This is a genomic window from Lelliottia sp. 489 (genome assembly GCF_050435885.1).
Classification (GTDB): Bacteria; Pseudomonadota; Gammaproteobacteria; order Enterobacterales; family Enterobacteriaceae; genus Enterobacter; species Enterobacter nimipressuralis.
Window position 1 is genome coordinate 444,466 of record NZ_JBNDLC010000001.1, and the last position, 17,859, is coordinate 462,324.

16 protein-coding genes are annotated in these 17,859 nt (G+C 58.1%); 12 read left to right on the forward strand and 4 right to left on the reverse strand.

Features of this window, described 5'->3' with window-relative positions; translation table 11 throughout:
* The first annotated feature begins 139 nt into the window (after positions 1-139).
* The gene (locus tag ABIE11_RS02300; RefSeq protein ID WP_429183829.1) at positions 140-604 is read left to right on the forward strand and encodes a GNAT family N-acetyltransferase; all 465 of its coding nucleotides are present in this window, start codon (positions 140-142) and stop codon (positions 602-604) included.
* A 99-nt stretch (positions 605-703) separates the two neighbouring features.
* On the opposite strand, the gene ABIE11_RS02305 is transcribed toward ABIE11_RS02300, so the two are convergent.
* Positions 704-1,693: a 2-hydroxyacid dehydrogenase gene (locus ABIE11_RS02305; RefSeq protein ID WP_429183830.1), complete on the reverse strand. Its 990-nt coding sequence runs from the start codon at positions 1,691-1,693 to the stop codon at positions 704-706.
* 209 nt (positions 1,694-1,902) lie between these two features.
* On the opposite strand from ABIE11_RS02305, the gene ABIE11_RS02310 reads away from it, so the two are divergent.
* Genes ABIE11_RS02310 through ABIE11_RS02320 form a run of 3 tightly spaced genes read left to right on the forward strand, consistent with a single transcriptional unit; the run spans position 1,903 to position 5,058 of the window.
* On the forward strand, positions 1,903-4,542 hold the full coding sequence (locus tag ABIE11_RS02310; protein ID WP_429183832.1) for a YdbH family protein: 2,640 nt from the start codon (positions 1,903-1,905) through the stop codon (positions 4,540-4,542).
* On the forward strand, positions 4,539-4,730 hold the full coding sequence (locus tag ABIE11_RS02315; protein ID WP_100780245.1) for a YnbE family lipoprotein: 192 nt from the start codon (positions 4,539-4,541) through the stop codon (positions 4,728-4,730). The genes ABIE11_RS02310 and ABIE11_RS02315 overlap by 4 nt, the downstream gene beginning before the upstream one ends.
* A 7-nt stretch (positions 4,731-4,737) precedes the next feature.
* The gene (locus ABIE11_RS02320) at positions 4,738-5,058 is read left to right on the forward strand and encodes a YdbL family protein (RefSeq protein ID WP_100780244.1); all 321 of its coding nucleotides are present in this window, start codon (positions 4,738-4,740) and stop codon (positions 5,056-5,058) included.
* Here ABIE11_RS02320 and feaR read toward each other — a convergent pair whose 3' ends face one another.
* A complete protein-coding gene (gene feaR / locus ABIE11_RS02325) occupies positions 5,059-5,967 on the reverse strand; it encodes a transcriptional regulator FeaR (protein WP_102103662.1) in 909 nt (302 codons plus the stop codon).
* A 240-nt stretch (positions 5,968-6,207) separates the two neighbouring features.
* Here feaR and ABIE11_RS02330 point away from each other — a divergent pair, with 240 nt between their 5' ends.
* On the forward strand, positions 6,208-7,707 hold the full coding sequence (locus ABIE11_RS02330; protein WP_371975083.1) for an aldehyde dehydrogenase family protein: 1,500 nt from the start codon (positions 6,208-6,210) through the stop codon (positions 7,705-7,707).
* A gap of 274 nt (positions 7,708-7,981) precedes the next feature.
* Here ABIE11_RS02330 and tynA read toward each other — a convergent pair whose 3' ends face one another.
* Both tynA and paaZ read right to left on the reverse strand, forming a co-directional pair.
* Complete coding sequence (gene tynA, locus ABIE11_RS02335) at positions 7,982-10,255, reverse strand: primary-amine oxidase (protein WP_429183835.1); 2,274 nt, start codon at positions 10,253-10,255, stop codon at positions 7,982-7,984.
* Between the two features lie 148 nt (positions 10,256-10,403).
* The gene (gene paaZ / locus ABIE11_RS02340) at positions 10,404-12,449 is read right to left on the reverse strand and encodes a phenylacetic acid degradation bifunctional protein PaaZ (RefSeq protein ID WP_429183837.1); all 2,046 of its coding nucleotides are present in this window, start codon (positions 12,447-12,449) and stop codon (positions 10,404-10,406) included.
* Positions 12,450-12,734: 285 nt separating this feature from the next.
* Between paaZ and paaA the strand changes: the two genes are divergently transcribed.
* The 7 genes from paaA to paaG are packed head-to-tail and all read left to right on the forward strand — an operon-like array spanning position 12,735 to position 17,859.
* Positions 12,735-13,664: a 1,2-phenylacetyl-CoA epoxidase subunit PaaA gene (gene paaA, locus ABIE11_RS02345; RefSeq protein WP_429183839.1), complete on the forward strand. Its 930-nt coding sequence runs from the start codon at positions 12,735-12,737 to the stop codon at positions 13,662-13,664.
* 12 nt (positions 13,665-13,676) lie between these two features.
* Positions 13,677-13,964, forward strand: a complete 288-nt coding sequence (gene paaB, locus ABIE11_RS02350) for a 1,2-phenylacetyl-CoA epoxidase subunit PaaB (RefSeq protein ID WP_100780238.1) — start codon at positions 13,677-13,679, stop codon at positions 13,962-13,964.
* 8 nt (positions 13,965-13,972) lie between these two features.
* Complete coding sequence (gene paaC, locus ABIE11_RS02355) at positions 13,973-14,719, forward strand: 1,2-phenylacetyl-CoA epoxidase subunit PaaC (protein WP_100780885.1); 747 nt, start codon at positions 13,973-13,975, stop codon at positions 14,717-14,719.
* Positions 14,720-14,731: 12 nt separating this feature from the next.
* On the forward strand, positions 14,732-15,229 hold the full coding sequence (paaD, locus tag ABIE11_RS02360) for a 1,2-phenylacetyl-CoA epoxidase subunit PaaD (protein ID WP_181827840.1): 498 nt from the start codon (positions 14,732-14,734) through the stop codon (positions 15,227-15,229).
* A 7-nt stretch (positions 15,230-15,236) separates the two neighbouring features.
* On the forward strand, positions 15,237-16,307 hold the full coding sequence (gene paaE / locus ABIE11_RS02365) for a 1,2-phenylacetyl-CoA epoxidase subunit PaaE (protein WP_231275648.1): 1,071 nt from the start codon (positions 15,237-15,239) through the stop codon (positions 16,305-16,307).
* On the forward strand, positions 16,304-17,071 hold the full coding sequence (gene paaF, locus ABIE11_RS02370) for a 2,3-dehydroadipyl-CoA hydratase PaaF (RefSeq protein WP_429183842.1): 768 nt from the start codon (positions 16,304-16,306) through the stop codon (positions 17,069-17,071). The genes paaE and paaF overlap by 4 nt, the downstream gene beginning before the upstream one ends.
* On the forward strand, positions 17,071-17,859 hold the full coding sequence (gene paaG, locus ABIE11_RS02375; RefSeq protein ID WP_100780234.1) for a 2-(1,2-epoxy-1,2-dihydrophenyl)acetyl-CoA isomerase PaaG: 789 nt from the start codon (positions 17,071-17,073) through the stop codon (positions 17,857-17,859). Before paaF ends, paaG begins: the two co-directional genes overlap by 1 nt.

A 17,859-nucleotide genomic window follows, 5' to 3' on the forward strand; every position in this document is an offset into this window, starting at 1 on the left:
GGTGCAGATCATCAAAACGCATTTTACGTAACCAACTCACCCAAATCAGTAGTTAACAGTGAATTCCATTGACGAGTGAAGCCGACGGGCTTATCACTATTATGCTATCTATCAGAAGGTTAGGCCTGAGAGGTTAAAAGTGATTACGTTCCGCGCAATGACGGAAGATGAATATCCCGCTTATCTTGAATATTTTGTTCAGGATTATGCCAATGAAATCGAATCAAACTATCGCGTATCGCAACCGGATTCTCTGGCAAGAGCGAAACAGGAATTATCGGCATTGCTTCCCGAGGGTGTAAATACCGCAGGCCAGGTGCTGTTGTGTATTATCGCGCAGTCGGCCCATGTCGGTTATCTCTGGTACAAACCCGACTCGGCTATGCGTACGGCTTTTATCTACGATTTCCATATTCTCACTGCCTGCCAGGGAATGGGATTGGGTAAACAGTCGCTGGCTGCTTTTGAAGCGTATTTACGGATTGAGGGTATTAAAGAGATCAAATTGCGTGTCGCAGGGGACAATGCTCGCGCTCAGCATATTTATGAAGCCAGCGGATTTGGGGTGACGGGTATCAATATGAGTAAATCTATTACCAACTGAGGGACTAAGAAGAACCTGATTCGCACATCTTTTTGGCGGTGTTTATGCTGCGGGATTTATAGAGGCCGGGTACGCATCAACGCCACCCGGCCTGGAACATCAGGCCACTTCGTTCGGACAGTCTTCGCCGTTTTCCAGCTGTTTCAGGTTACCCAGCGTGGTTTCTGAAATGCTGATCAGCGCTTCGGCGGTCAGGAACGCCTGGTGCCCGGTAAACAGCACGTTGTGGCAGGCGGAGAGGCGGCGGAACACGTCGTCCTGGATGACATCGTTAGACTTGTCTTCGAAGAACAGATCGCGTTCGTTCTCATACACGTCCATCCCCAGCGCGCCAATTTTCTGCGTTTTGAGGGCTTCGATCGCCGCCTGAGAGTCAATCAGACCGCCACGGCTGGTGTTGATAATCATCACCCCGTCTTTCATCTGGTCAAACGCGCTCTGATTGAGCAGGTGATAGTTCTCGGGGGTCAGCGGACAGTGCAGAGAGATCACGTCCGACTGAGAGAGCAGCGTCGGCAGATCGACATACTCCACGCCCAGCTCCAGCGCGGCAGCACTTGGATACGGATCGAACGCCAGCAGACGCATCCCGAAACCTTTCAGAATACGCAGCGTCGCCACGCCGATTTTACCGGTGCCGATGACGCCTGCGGTTTTACCGTGCATGGTAAAGCCCGTCAGACCTTCGAGAGAGAAGTTGGCATCACGGGTGCGCTGATAAGCACGGTGAATACGTCGGTTCAGAGACATCATCATACCGATGGCATGTTCAGCCACAGCTTCCGGGGAGTAGGCCGGCACGCGCACCACTTTTAACCCCAGCTCTTTCGCCGCATCCAGATCGACGTTGTTAAAGCCCGCGCAGCGCAGCGCGATAAACTTCACGCCGTGCTTTTTCAGCTCTTCCAGCACCGGACGGCTGCCATCGTCGTTGACGAAAATACACACCGCTTCGCATCCGTTCGCCGTTTTGGCGGTTTTTTCAGTCAGCAGAAAGTCAAAAAATTCGAGTTCGAATCCGTAAGTCTCGTTAACATGTTGCAGATACTTTTTATCGTACTGTTTTGTGCTATATACCGCGAGTTTCATAAGACTTTCTCCAGTGATTTTACCATCACGTTAGCATGATTAAAATAATCTTACAATTTATAAAATATTATTGAATTCAATAAGTTCTATGAATAATTCTAGAGCAACTATCCTTAAAAATGGCGTTGACTTCAACTGACTGGCTAAACATGCCACAATGACGGGCACTGTCGGCTTATTTTTTCGCTAAATCAGGATATTAACTGCCCATGAGGGGTAAATACAAAGCCGCAATTGCGCTATTGCTGTTGTTCATTCTTCTGCCGCTGACGCTGCTGATGACGCTCGCCCAGTGGGTGCCAACCCTTGCCGGGATCTGGCTCCCCGTCGGAACGCGCATTGCTTTCGAGAAAAGCCCGCGTCTGACCCGCAATCAAATTATTATCCCCGATCTTCGCTATCTGGTGGAGGACTGCGAAATCGCTCGCGTGGAAAACGCCACGCTGTCGCACCCCAGCCGCTGGAAACTGGATATCGGCGCACTCGATCTCAATACCGCCTGCCTGAGCAAACTGCCGCAGGCGGAACAGGCTAACACCGCGCCCAAAACCCTTGCCGAATGGCAGTCGATGCTGCCGAACACCTGGCTGACGATTGATCGCTTAACGCTCTCTCCGTGGCAGCAGTGGCAGGGCAAACTCGACATCTCTTTAACCCCCTCCGTTCAGGACGTGACCTACCAGGGCGAACAGGTCAAGGTGCGCGGCAAACTTCGCGGGCAAAACCTGACCATCAGCGAGTTTGAAGTCCATCTGCCGGATTACCCGCAGCCGATCAGGCTGGCAGGGGAGTTTACCCTGCCGCTGGTGCCGGACGGCGTGCCGGTGAAAGGCCATGCGGAGGCCACTCTGACGGTGCCGCCGCTGTCATCACCGGTAGACGCTGAACTCGACTGGGAAGAGAACCGTGGTCAGCTGGTGCTGACCGCCCGCGATAACCCCGATCCGCTGCTGGATTTGCCGTGGCAGCTCACTGCTGAACAGCTAATAGTCAGCGACGGACGCTGGCACTGGGATCTGGAGGGGCTACCTCTGAGCGGGCGCGTGGGCGTGAAAGTCGACAACTGGCAGCAGGGGCTGGAAAACGCCACCTTCAGCGGTCGTCTGAACGTGCTGACTCAGGGCGATGCCGGGAAAGGTAACGCCGTGCTGAGCCTCGGACCGGGCAAGCTGAGCATGGAAAACAGCGCTATGCCGCTGCAGGTGACGGGCGAAGCCAAGCAGGGCGACCTGATTCTGTACGCGATTCTGCCAGCCCAACTGACGGGCAGCCTCGCCGATCCGCAGCTCGTCTTTGAACCGGGCGCACTGCTGCGTTCGCGCGGGCGGCTTATCGACTCGCTCAATATCGATGAAATCCGCTGGCCGCTGGCGGGCGTTAAACTCTCGCAAAAAGGGGTGGATGGCCGTCTGCAAGCGATTCTGAAAGCCCATGAAAACGACATGGGCGATTTCGTGCTGCATCTCGACGGACAGGCCAATGACTTCCTGCCGGACAGCGGCCTGTGGCAGTGGCGCTACTGGGGCGATGGGCACTTCACGCCGATGAATGCCCGCTGGGATGTGGCCGGGAAGGGCGAGTGGCGCGACAGTGCCATCGAACTGACGGCGCTCTCGACCGGTTTTGATAAACTGCAGTACGGCACCATGCTGGTGAGCAAGCCGCGTCTGGTGCTGGATCAGCCGGTGCGCTGGCTGCGTGGCGAAAACAATCCGCACTTTAGCGGCGCGCTCTCCCTGGATGCGGAGCAGACGTCGTTCTCCGGCGGCAGCGTGTTACCGCCGTCGACCCTCAAGTTCAGCGTCGACGGCACCGATCCAACGTTCTTCCAGTTTAAAGGCGATCTGCACGCCGGGGCGATTGGCCCGGTCCAGCTGAACGGTCGCTGGGACGGGGAGCGTCTGCGCGGGCAGGCCTGGTGGCCAAAACAGTCCCTGACGGTCTTCCAGCCGCTGGTGCCGCCCGACTGGAAAATGACTCTGCGCGACGGCGAGCTGTACGCTCAGGTGGCGTTTTCGGCGGCCGCTGGGCAAGGATTCGAAGCGGGTGGTCATGGCGTGGTGAAAAGCGGCAGCGTCTGGATGCCCGACAACCAGATCAACGGTGTCGATTTTGTACTGCCGTTCCGCTTCAGCGAAGGCACCTGGTCTCTGGGCACGCGCGGACCGGTCACGCTGCGCATCGCCGAAGTGATAAACCAGGTCACCGCACGCAATATTACCGCCGATTTGCAGGGCGATTACCCGTGGAGTGAATCTCACCCGCTGCTGTTGACCAACGTCAGCACCGACGTACTGGGCGGAAAAATCACCCTCCAACAGCTGCGGATGCCGCAGCACGATCCGGCGCTGCTGAGGGTGCAGAATATCTCCTCCAGCGAGCTTATCAGTGCCGTCAATCCGAAACAGTTTACCCTGTCCGGCCCTGTGAGCGGGGCGCTGCCGTTCTGGCTGGAGAACGAAAAATGGATCATCAAAGACGGCTGGCTGACTAACCCCGGCCCGATGACGCTGCGTCTGGATAAAGACACGGCAGACGCCATCGTTAAAGACAACATGGCGGCGGGCGTGGCGATTAACTGGCTTCGCTATATGGAAATTTCTCGCTCGTGGACGAAAATCAATGTAGATAATCTGGGTGTGTTGACCATGCAGGCGGCGATCAGCGGCACCAGCCGCGTCGACGGTAAAAGCAACACCGTGAACCTCAATTACACTCACGAAGAGAATCTTTTTACCCTGTGGCGCAGCCTGCGCTATGGGGATAATTTACAGGCATGGCTTGAGCAACACGCGGCGTTACCGGATGCCCGCTGTCAGGCAGGCAAGGAATGTGAGGAACAACAATGAAAAAGCTGACAGGCGCGCTCGGCGTGGTCATGGTCGCAATGCTATCAGGCTGTACGCCCCGAATCGAAGTGGCGGCACCGAAAGAGCCGATCACCATCAATATGAACGTCAAAATCGAACATGAAATCCACATCAAAGTGGATAAAGACGTCGAAACCCTGCTGAAATCGCGCAGCGATCTGTTCTGAGGATGCCATGAAACGACTTCTTGCAATCGGTCTGCTGGCGCTGGGCATGAGCGTTCAGGCGCAGGCCATCACCTTAAACGAAGCGCGCGCACAGGGGCTGGTGGGCGAGACGCTCAGCGGCTACATCGCGCCGCTGCGCCAGGATAAGCAAACGCTGGCGCTGGTGAACGAGATCAACGCGGCGCGCACCGAAAGCTACCAGAAACTGGCGGACAGCAACAATATTCCGGTGGATGAAGTGGCGAAAATGGCCGGGCAAAAGCTGGTGGCCCGCGCGCAGCCCGGCGAATACGTGAAGGGTATCAACGGAAAGTGGCTGAGGAAGTGATCAGCGGTAGCGCTTGCGATACTCGCCTGGCGACACGCCAAAGCGCTGCTTAAAGGCCGTAGAGAAATGGCTATGGTCGGCAAAGCCCCAGCTATAGCCAATGCCCGCCAGTTTTTCATCATCGCCTGTGGCGCGTAGCACCTGCGCGCACAGGTCCAGCCGCCGGTTTTTGATGTACTGCGCCACCACCAGCCCTTTATCGGCAAACATGCGATACAGGCTGCGCACCGACATCCCGCTCTCGGTGGCAATCCACTCCGGTCGCAGCGCTTCCGACTGAATATGGGAATCGATCAGCGACAGCACATTCTGGAACTGACGCTCTTTACGCGGCGGCGCAGATTCGCGCTGCTGAAACGCCGGGCGCAACAGACACACCATCGCTTCCAGCGCCGCTTCGCTCTCCATATCGCTCAGCTGCGCATTATCCATACTCTCCTGCAACAGCCGATAGCTCAGCTGCACGGTGGGCAGCGTGCGCGACAGCTTATGGGCGCAGCTCACCTCCTGGAAACGGCACTGCTGTTCCAGTATCTGGCGCGGCAGTAAGAGGGAAATCTGGCGCGATTTGTCGTGCCAGTAGATCGAGCAGGGGCGTGAGGCGTCAATCAGCGTAATGTCGCCCGCGTCGATCACGATCTGCTTATCATCCTGCTCCAGCGTAGCCTGACCTTCGAGCTGAAACACGGTGTAAAACCAGGCGTCGTTGCTGGTTTTGATCTCCTGACGGGTGCGAAACAGGTTAACGCCTGCGGCGGTGACGGTGCTGAGCTTCAGGCTTCTGGCATAGCTGGTTTCCAGTTCACCGATGAACTGGCCCGGCAACGGGCGCGCGGCAAAGCTGCCACACACCTGGTTAATTTGCGCCAGCCATTGCTGATATTTTTCCTGCTCACTTGCACACGCCATCTTTCATCTCGCTGCACTGTCAATGTTTTTGCATTGTTGCATTTGTGTTGCATTTTGTCAGAGGTCAGGGCTGACTATAGGAAAGAACACTCGCTGATAACAGTGTTATAAGCCGGAATTATCATGATTTGCGGGGGCTGTCACAGGTGGCAAAACGAATGTCACAGAGATAAAAGCGCGTTTTGCCAACCCATCTTAGACTGCGATGACACCCTGCGAATAATAATGAAGGAGCACCCTATGTCTGAGTCACAGACCGCCGTCCTGCAAAGCGTGCAACAGTTTTTAGACCGTCATCATGGCCTGTGGATCGAGGGCCGCCCGTCTGCCTCTGAAAGTGAAAAGCGCCTGAACATATTCAATCCGGCGACGGGTGAAGTGATTGCCTCCACGGCAGATGCGAGTGTGGACGACGTGGATCGCGCGGTGATGTCCGGCTGGCGCGCCTTTGTCTCCCGCAGCTGGGCCGGGAAACTGCCTGCCGAGCGCGAGCGCATTTTGCTGCGTTTTGCCGATCTGGTGGAGCAGCATACGGAAGAGCTGGCGCAGCTCGAAACCCTGGAGCAGGGCAAATCGATTAACATCTCCCGCGCGTTTGAAGTGGGCTGCACCCTGAACTGGATGCGCTACACCGCCGGGCTGACCACCAAAATTGCGGGCAAAACGCTCGATCTCTCTATTCCGCTGCCGCAAGGGGCGCGCTATCAGGCGTGGACCCGTAAAGAGCCGGTCGGCGTGGTGGCCGGAATTGTCCCCTGGAACTTCCCGCTGATGATTGGCATGTGGAAGGTGATGCCTGCGCTGGCCGCGGGCTGCTCTATCGTGATCAAACCGTCGGAAACCACGCCACTGACCCTGCTGCGCGTGGCCGAACTGGCAAGCGAGGCGGGCGTTCCCGATGGCGTATTTAACGTCGTCACCGGTAGCGGTGCCGTGTGCGGCGCGGCATTAACTTCGCACCCCCATATCGCCAAAGTGAGTTTTACCGGCTCAACGGCCACCGGCAAACAGATCGCACGCACCGCCGCCGATACCTTAACGGGCGTAACCCTGGAGCTGGGCGGCAAAAACCCGGCTATCGTGCTGAAAGATGCCGACCCGGCGTGGGTGGTGGAAGGACTCATGACCGGCAGCTTCCTCAACCAGGGGCAGGTATGTGCCGCCAGTTCGCGCATTTACATTGAAGCACCGCTGTTTGATACCCTGGTGAGCCACTTTGAGCAGGCGGTGAAATCCCTGAGCGTCGGGCCAGGCATGTCGCCCACGGCACACATCAACCCGCTGGTCTCCCGCGCCCATTGCGACAAAGTGCAAACCTTCCTCAACGAGGCGCAGCTCAGCCATGCCGAGCTGATTACCGGCAACAGCGGCCCGGATAAACAGGGCTATTACGTTGCGCCAACGCTGGTTGTAAACCCCGATGCCAGCCTGCGCCTGACCCGCGAAGAGGTGTTTGGCCCGGTGGTAAATCTGGTGCGAGTGGCCGATGGGGAAGAGGCACTCCAGCTGGCGAACGACACGGAGTATGGCCTGACGGCCAGCGTCTGGACGCAAAATATCAGCAAAGCGCTGGAGTACACGGACCGTTTACAGGCGGGAACCGTGTGGGTGAACAGCCATACGCTGATCGACGCCAACCTGCCGTTTGGCGGCATGAAACAGTCCGGCACAGGCCGCGATTTTGGTCCTGACTGGCTGGATGGCTGGTGTGAAACGAAGTCGGTGTGTGTGCGGTATTAATTGCCCTTGTCGGGTGGCGGCAACGCTGCCCGACCTACAAACGTAAAGCCCTCAGCCTCTGGGTGAGAGGGCTGCAGTTCACATACTTCTTTATTGTCGTCCAGGCGATGCCGCCACTCACAAAACCCTCACCGTACCTGTCTATTCCGCCCACCATTTTTCAGCCGATATAACGCCGAAGCTACCCGTATCACCTGCAGCGCGCGGGATCGAATTTGCGGGGGCAATGTGGTATCTCATTAAAAAAAGCCGGGCATTTGCCCGGCCAGATTTGCTACTTCTCGTCTTTCTTCTTGCCGAGCGTGGGTGTCTCGTCGAAGAAATTCCACGGTTTGAGCAGGGTATGAACCCACTCTGTCGGCATGATCGGCCACTCCTCGGCGCGCGCCACGTGCGTGGTGCCGGTGGTCATCCACACCACATCGTCCTGATTATCGATGGATTCGTTATCTTTGCTGTACTGCCCCAGACCGCTGTCGTGAATCGAACGGTTCGGGAATTTGCCTTCCGGATAGCGCTCATTCGCATGGTAGCGCGTGACCCACAGCTGCTTATCCATAAAGCTCAGGCGATGGTAGATCCACTCGTCTGGCGCGAATTTCGCGCCGCTCGCGACCGGGTGAGTGCCGCCCGCGTAAGGGATAATCTGGTACGACACCGGGTTGCCCATGCGGTTCTCTTTGCTGGTGTTGCTCAGGAGTCGAATGGTGCCGGGGTCGAACTTCTGCGCCGCCTGCTGCTCCGTATCAATATTGTACTGATTCACCTGCATGGTGCTGGTGCGCGGGCCACCGGCGGTGTTCGGTTTCACCTCCGGGTCCATCGCCACCAGACGGTTGTTGGTGCCATCCACGTCCATATCCAGACGGAAGTTGTAGATGTGCTGGTGGGTAGTTCCGACGATGTTGTGGTCGATCAGGGTGCCATATTTGGTATCGTCTTTGGCGCTCGGGTCATGCATGGTTTTAGCCTGCACACCTTTTACCGCTTCGATACCCGTTGCGCCAGCATCGATGCCGATGGTGCCGTTTTCGTGGAAGATCCAGTCAAAGATATAGTCGTAGTTACCGACGGTACTGATCCAGCGCACCACCAGTTCACGGCGTTCGGTGCTGACGTTCGGTTTGCCCATCTCCTGATGCTTAAATTCCGGCCCGGCGTAGCGTTCAAACACGGCAATCGCGCGGGGGATCTCCATCGGCGTGCCGGTGTAATCCGGAATGGTTTCGTTGAGCATCACCGCGTTCGACGGCGCATCTTTGCCGCGCACCAGCGGCGAGGTCAGGGTGCCCATGCCGTAATCACCGGAATCGAGATAGGCTTTAAAGTACCAGCCCACGTCCGGGTCGCCATAAGGGACAATCATCCCGCCGAGCGAGCCCTGATACATCACCTGGCGTTTTTTGCCGTTGTCGTTATAGGTCACAGTCGAGATGACAGGCCCGACGCGGGAGTCGAGACTCAGGTGGAAGTCCCAGTTCTGCCAGTGGATCATATCGCCCGTAATGGTGTAGTTCTTGCCCTCTGGCTCGACAATCTCCAGCGGTTTTTTGACGGTGGCGATACGGTCACGACCATCATACGGACGCGGATTCATTGGCACCGGCACCACCGGGCCTTCTTCAATTTTAAGGATTTTTTTCTGCTCGAGATCGACCACGGCTACCAGGTTTTCAATCGGGTGTGCCCAGTAGTTACCGTCGCCGGTGTCGAGATAGCTGACCACTTTCAGCAGGCGCTCTTCCTGTTTCAGACCGTCTTTCCCGTCAAAATAGCCGACGGTCAGCGGGGTACCGATCACTTTCTGCGGGTCGTCCACGCCGTGTTTTTTCAGCGCTTGCGCATATTCCGGGCTGCTCATGATGATCTGCTGTACGGCGGTGAAATCATCCAGCAGCACCATGCCGTGGGCGTCGTTGACCGGCGTCCAGCTCAGGACTTTTTTGTCCTTCAGATCAACGACGCTTTCAATGACGTGTTTACCATCCAGCATGGTGACATTCGCCTGACGCGGAGCATCGACAGCCGTGCCGTTCAGGACAAAATCCCACACTTTGGCTTTGTCGGGTTCGGCCAGCGCAATCTGGGTGAAGCGGGTATTAGGTTTGAACTCCGCCGCAGTTTTCACGATCTCGACGGCCTGTTTAATTTCGTCTGCGGTCAGTGCGTTGAGCGGATGCGGGCGTTTTTCCACCTGGAAAGTCTGATCAAGTCCCGACTGGAAAACATCGTTGATGAAGGTGTCGGAGATAAACGCCTTGTTGTCTTTCATCACCACCGGCACCTGCAGTTTTAGCGGCTTGCCGTTGACGATGGCGGTATTCGCGCCCGGTTTGACCTTCACAAAGGCACCGTCTTTGGCAATGGTAAACATCTGGGCGTAATCGTCCCATTGCACATCGGCGCCAAAATCGGCCAGGGTTTTATCCATCGGAACCATATGCGCTTCGCCGCCATGGGCGAACGCGGGAGATTGCCAGGCGCATAACAACGCGACAGCCACGGCCAGTGCCGTCTTACGGGCAGAAAAAGAAGAAGGGCTTCCCATCGTTGACCTCATCATTATTGTGTTATTGGTGTTGTGCAGCGTTATCCTGGCAGGCGCGGGCGCAAAGTGTTTGCCTGCACCTGCCAGGTTATTTGTCACTCTTGCCAAATTAAAAACCGGGAAGGGGCCTTCCCGGTAAAAAGACACATCAGTCGGTGAAATCGCCCTGCTGGCGAGCCACGAGAGTCAGAATGGAGTAAAGCGCGACAGGCTGCTGGTGCTGGTTAAAGACCTCGACGGCCCATTCCACCACGCCGGTCGGTTTTTCGTCTGCGGTGCGCTGTTTCTTCAGGGTTTTGCGCTTACAGGTCAGACGCACCTGAATGGTATCGCCCGGTTTGACCGGCTCGATAAAGCGCAGATTTTCCATGCCGTAGTTGGCGATGACCGGCCCGACACCCGCATCAACGAACAGACCCGCCGCCGCAGAAATCACAAAGTAACCGTGTACCACGCGCTCGCCGAAGATAGACTCCGCCGCGCCAATTTTGTCCATGTGGGCGTAGAAATGATCGCCGCTCAGACAGGCAAAATTGACGATGTCCGTTTCGGTCAGGGTGCGGCGCGGAGTCAGCAGGCTGTCGCCCGGCTGCAGCTCTTCGAAGTATTTGCGGAACGGGTGTACGCGATCTTCCTGTACCTGTGCACCGCGCACCCACTGTTGGCTGACGGCGGCGAGCATCGACGGACTGCCCTGAATCGCGGTACGTTGCAGATAGTGCTTCACCGCACGCAGCCCGCCCAGCTCTTCACCGCCGCCCGCGCGCCCCGGGCCGCCGTGAACCAATTGCGGCAACGGAGAGCCGTGGCCGGTAGACTCTTTCGCTGACTCGTTGTTAAGGATCTGGATACGCCCATGCGCCCGCGCCGCGCCGGAAATAAACTGGCGGGCGATATTTGCATTCGCCGTTACCAGCGTTCCGGCAAGGCTGCCTTCACCGGCACGCGCCAGAGTCATGGCGTGGTCTGCGTCACGATACGGCATCAGCGTGGCGACCGGACCAAAGGCTTCCGTCGCGTGAACGGCAGGGGACTCGTCAGGCTGCGGACAGAAGAGCAGCGTCGGCGGGAAGAATGCGCCCGCAGCGTGTAGATCGGCTTTACCGCCGAGACGGATCTGGCAGCCCGCAGACACCAGCAGATCGACTTTTTCCTGCACATCGGCACGCTGATCCGCGTTGACCAGCGCCCCCATTTTGACCCCTTCCTGCGCCGGATCGCCAACCACCACTTTTTCGAGACGGGCGATCAGCGCCTGGCTGACCGCTTCAGTCTGCCCTTGCGGAACAATAATGCGGCGAATGGCGGTACATTTTTGCCCGGCTTTGGCGGTCATCTCACGCACCACTTCACGGATAAACAGCGCAAATTCCGGCTGCTCCGGCGTCACGTCTTCCCCCAGCACGCAGCAGTTCAGCGAGTCTGCTTCCATGGTGAACGGAATGGATTTGCCAACGATATTCGGGTGCACACGCAGCATCTGCCCGGTGGAGGCGGAGCCGGTAAACGTCACTACGTCCTGGAAATCGAGATGATTCAGCAGATCGCCCGCACCGCCGCAGATCAGGCTAATCGCCCCCTCCGGGACCAGGCCACTGTCGACGATGGATTTGACCATCGCCTGGGTGACCTGCGCGGTAGCGGTAGCCGGTTTAATGATTGCGGGCATCCCGGCAAGCCAGGTCGGCGCCAGTTTTTCCAGCATCCCCCAGCAGGGAAAGTTGAAGGCGTTGATATGCACCGCCACGCCGGATTTGGACGTCAGCACATGGCGCGCGGCAAAACCGCCTTCCTTCGACAGGGGGATCAGCTCGTCTTCTGGCCACAGGGTGTCATCGGGCAGTTCACGGCTGCCGAGGCTGGCGTAGGTGAACATCGTGCCGATGCCGCCTTCGATATCCACCCAGCTGTCCGCGCGGGTCGCGCCGGTCTCTGCCGACAGGGCATAAAAATGATCTTTCTGGCTCAGCAAATGTTTGGCGACTGCTTTCAGCATCGCCGCACGTTCGATAAAGGTCATCGCGCGAAGTGATTCACCGCCGCGTTCGATGGCAAAGCGACGCGCTGCCGCCATATCCAGACCTTCGCTGGTCACACTCCACAGGGCTTCGCCGCTGATGGCGTGATGAATGTTGCGCTCACGGCCCCGGCCAGACTGCCAGGTGCCGGACAAGAAGCTGGCTAACTGCTGCATCTCTCTTCTCCAAATGTTACGTAATTTCACTATAGATAGTTTGATTATGAATCATAAAAAGCAAGTGATGTTTTAATGATTTGTTAACAATGTGATCTTGTCGGATGAATCTTCAGGCGAACAGCGCCCGCCATAAGCGGCTTGCAGTAAAAGCCTTGCGAGCGACATCACAAAATAGACAAACACTCCTTGGGGTTATATTTAACCTTTGTGTAACTTTTAAGAAACGAAGTGATTCATCATTAAACGATGATTGGCTATTTAACGAATCATAAAGGTGACGACGTGACGGAAGAACAACGCTTTGAACAGCGCATCGCACAGGAGACAGCCATCGAGCCGCAAGACTGGATGCCGGACGCCTACCGCAAAACCCTGATCCGCCAGATTGGTCAGCATGCGCACTCCGAAATTGTCGGCATGCTGCCGGAAGGAAACTGGATCACCCGCGCGCCGACACTGCGCCGCAAAGCGATTCTGCTGGCGAAAGTGCAGGATGAGGCGGGGCACGGGCTGTATCTCTACAGCGCGGCGGAGACCCTGGGCTGTGCGCGGGAAGACATCTACCAGAAGATGCTCGACGGCAAGATGAAATACTCCTCGATCTTCAACTACCCAACCCTGAGCTGGGCCGACATCGGCGTGATTGGCTGGCTGGTCGATGGCGCGGCCATCGTTAACCAGGTGGCCCTGTGCCGCACCTCTTACGGGCCATATGCCCGCGCAATGGTGAAAATCTGTAAAGAAGAGAGCTTCCACCAGCGCCAGGGGTTTGAAGCCTGTATGGCACTCGCGCAGGGCAGCGAATCTCAGCGCCAGATGCTGCAGGACGCCATCAACCGTTTCTGGTGGCCCGCGCTGATGATGTTCGGACCGAACGACGACAACTCCCCCAACAGCGCCCGCAGCCTGGCCTGGAAAATCAAACGCTTCGGCAATGACGAACTGCGCCAGCGCTTTGTCGACAATACCGTCGCACAGGTCGAGATGCTGGGCATGACCGTGCCGGATGCGGATCTGCAGTTCGATGAAGCGAGCGGCCACTACCGCTTTGGCGAAATCGACTGGCATGAATTTGAGGAAGTGATTAACGGACGCGGCATCTGCAACCACGAGCGCCTCGCCGCGAAACGTAAAGCCTGGGAAGAAGGAGCGTGGGTGCGCGAAGCCGCACTGGCGCACGCAGAAAAACAACATGCCCGCACCGCCGCGTAAGAGGAATTAACCATGAGCAATGTCTACTGGCCGTTATATGAAGTGTTTGTTCGCAGCAAACAGGGGTTATCCCACCGTCACGTTGGCAGCCTGCACGCCGCCGATGACCGCATGGCGCTGGAAAATGCGCGCGATGCCTACACCCGTCGCAGCGAAGGCTGTTCGATCTGGGTGGTGAAAGCGAGCGAAATTGTCGCCTCGCAGCCGGAAGAGCGCGGAGAATTTTTCGACCCCGCAGAGAGCAAGGTCTACCGTCATCCGACCTTTTACACCCTCCCTGATGGCATCGAGCACATGTGAGGATGAATATGAAAGCAACAACGCAATATGCCCTGCGTCTGGGTGATAACTGTCTGGTCCTGTCGCAGCGTCTCGGCGCGTGGTGCGGCCATGCGCCGGAGCTGGAGATCGATCTGGCGCTGGCCAATATCGGCCTGGATTTACTCGGACAGGCGCGCAATTTCTTAACCTACGCCGCCGAACTGGAAGGACAGGGCGACGAAGACACGCTGGCCTTTGGCCGCGATGAGCGTCAGTTCAGCAATCTGCTGCTGGTGGAGCAGCCGAACGGTAACTTCGCCGACACCCTGGTGCGTCAGTATTTCATCGACGCCTGGCACGTGGCGCTCTTTACCCGTCTGACCCAAAGCCGCGACGCGCAGCTGGCCGCGATTGCCGCGAAAGCGATCAAAGAGGCGCGCTACCACCTGCGCTTTAGCCGCGGCTGGCTGGAGCGTCTGGGCAACGGCACGGAGGTGTCGGCGCAAAAAATGCAGCAGGCGATCGATTCCCTGTGGCGCTTTACCGCCGAACTGTTCGAAGCCGATGCGCTGGAAGAGCAGCTTATTGCCGAGGGGATCGCCGTCGACCCGCGCGAACTCCGCGCCGAGTGGGAAGCGGAAGTGTTTGCCGGTTTCCAGCAGGCCAGCCTGAACATTCCGGAAGAGGCGGCGTATCGCACCGGCGGCAAAAAAGGGCTGCACACCGAACATCTGGGACCGATGCTGGCGGAGATGCAGTATCTCCAGCGCATGTATCCCGGTCAGCAGTGGTAAGAGGAGGTCGCTATGCAACGTCTCGCTGAGATCGCCCCGGCGGAAATCCCGCAAATCTGGTCGCTGTTAAGCCAGATCCCGGACCCGGAAGTGCCGGTACTCACCATCACCGACTTAGGCATGGTGCGCAGCGTCTGCGCACAGGCGGGCGGCTGGGTGATTGGCTTTACGCCAACCTATTCGGGCTGTCCGGCGACGGAGCATCTGCTCGGCGCCATTCGCGAGACGATGACCGCCCACGGTTTTACGCCGGTGCATATCGTCCTGCAGCTTGACCCGGCCTGGACAACCGACTGGATGACCGACGACGCCCGCGCGCGACTGCGTGAATACGGCATCAGCCCGCCGGTAGGCCATAGCTGCCATGCGCATGCCCCTGCCGAGGTGGCCTGCCCGCGCTGCGCGAGCACCGACACGTCGGTTATCAGTGAATTTGGTTCAACGGCCTGTAAAGCGCTCTATCGCTGTAACACCTGCCGTGAACCTTTCGACTATTTCAAATGTATCTGAGGTTGCCATGACAACGTTTCATTCCTTAACGGTGGCAAAAGTGGAACCCGAAACCCGCGATGCGGTGACCATTACTTTCGCGATCCCACAGACTTTGCAGGACGCCTACCGTTTCCGCCCCGGTCAGCATTTGACGCTCAAAGCGCAGCTGGCAGGCGAAGAGTTACGCCGCTGCTACTCCATTTGTCGCAGCGTAACGCCGGGCGAAATCAGCGTGGCGGTGAAAGCCATCGACGGCGGGCGTTTTTCTCGCTATGCCCGCGATGAGATCAAACAGGGTATGGCGCTGGAGGTGATGGTCCCTCAGGGTCACTTTGGCTATCAGCCGCAGGCGGAACGCGCCGGGCGCTATCTGGCGATTGCCGCCGGTTCAGGGATCACGCCGATGCTGGCGATTATCTCCAGCACCCTGCAGGTCGAGCCGCAGAGCCATTTCACCCTGATCTACGGTAACCGCAGCAGCCAGAGCATGATGTTCCGCCAGGCGCTGGCGGATCTGAAAGACACCTGGCCGCAGCGCCTGCAGCTGGTGAATATTTTCAGTCAGGAGACCCTCGACAGTGAACTGCTGCACGGGCGTATCGACGGCGAAAAATTGCAGCAGCTGGGAAAAACGCTGATCGATTTCAGCCTGTTCGACGAAGCCTTTATCTGCGGCCCTTCGGCGATGATGGACGACGCCGAGCTGGCGCTGAAAGCGCTGGGGATGCCGGAGAAAACTATACACCTTGAGCGCTTTAATACGCCGGGGAGCGCCGTGAAACGCGCGACGACGATTCAGGCGCAGGGGCAGAAAGTGACCGTTCGTCAGGATGGCCGCGACCGCGAAATCACGCTCACCGCTGACGACGAAAGCATTCTCGATGCGGCCCTGCGTCAGGGCGCAGATCTGCCGTACGCCTGCAAGGGTGGCGTCTGCGCCACCTGCAAATGCAAGGTGCTGCGCGGAAAAGTCGATATGGCGACCAACTACAGCCTGGAGCCGGACGAGCTGGCGGCGGGATATGTCTTGAGCTGCCAGGCGCTGCCGCTGACCGCCGACGTGGTGGTCGATTTTGACGCGAAGGGGATGGCATGAGCGAGCTGATTGTCACCCGTCATGGTCGCGTGCTGCAGCTGACGCTGAACCGTCCGGCGGCGCGCAACGCCCTGAACAACGCGCTGCTTTCGCAACTGGCGGACGAGCTGGAAGCCGCTGCGGTTGATGGCGAGATCTCCGCCTGTGTCATTTATGGCAACGAACGCTGCTTTGCCGCCGGGGCCGATCTCAACGAGATGGCGGAGAAAGATCTGCCCGCCACGCTGAACGACGTTCGCCCGCTGATCTGGGCGCGCATTAACGCTTTTAACAAACCGCTGATTGCCGCCGTAAACGGTTTTGCGCTCGGCGCAGGCTGCGAATTGGCACTGCTGTGTGACGTGGTGATCGCCGGAGACAACGCCCGTTTTGGTTTGCCGGAAATCACACTTGGCATTATGCCGGGCGCGGGCGGCACCCAGCGTCTGATCCGCAGCGTCGGCAAGTCCCTCGCCAGCAAAATGGTGCTGACGGGCGAAAGTATTAGCGCGCAGCAGGCGCAGTTGGCGGGGCTGGTGAGCGACGTATTCCCGTCGGCGCTGGTGCTGGAATATGCCCTGAAGCAGGCCGCACTGATGGCGCGTCATTCTCCGCTGGCGTTGCAGGCCGCGAAACAGGCGCTGCGCCAGTCGCAGGAAGTGCCGCTACAGGCCGGCCTGGCTCAGGAGCGTCAGCTGTTTACGCTGCTGTCTGCCACGGAAGACCGCCGGGAAGGCATCGCCGCTTTCTTACAAAAACGCACCCCCGACTTTAAAGGACGCTAATTGTGGAATTTATTCTGAGTCATGTTGAGCAGGGCGTGATGACCATTACGCTGAACCGCCCGGAGCGTCTGAACAGCTTTAACGATGTCATGCATCAGCAGCTTTCCGAGTGCCTGAAGCAGGCCGAACGGGATGACACTATCCGCTGCCTGTTGATTACCGGTGCCGGACGCGGTTTTTGCGCCGGGCAGGATCTGAATGATCGCAACGTCGATCCGAACGGCCCCGCGCCGGATCTCGGCTACTCCGTGGAAACTTTCTACAACCCGCTGGTACGCCGCCTGGCAAAACTGCCGAAACCGGTGATCGCGGCGGTGAACGGTGTGGCAGCGGGAGCAGGCGCGACGCTGGCGCTGGGCTGCGACATGGTGATCGCCGCGCGTTCCGTGAACTTCATGATGGCGTTTAGCAAACTCGGGCTGGTGCCGGATTGCGGCGGCACCTGGCTGCTGCCGCGCGTCGCCGGACGTGCGCGGGCCATGGGGCTGGCGCTGCTGGGCGATAAGCTGAGCGCAGAGCAGGCGCACGCCTGGGGGATGATCTGGCAGGTGGTTGACGATGAAGAACTGTCATCCACCGCGCAGAAACTGGCGATCCATTTTGCCTCTCAGCCGACCTTGGGTCTGGGGCTGATCAAACAGGCGATGAACGCCGCCGAAACCAACACCCTGGACGAACAGCTCGATCTGGAGCGTGATTATCAGCGACTGGCCGGGCGCAGCGACGACTATCGCGAAGGCGTGAGCGCGTTTCTCGCCAAACGCCCGCCGAATTTCACGGGGAAATAA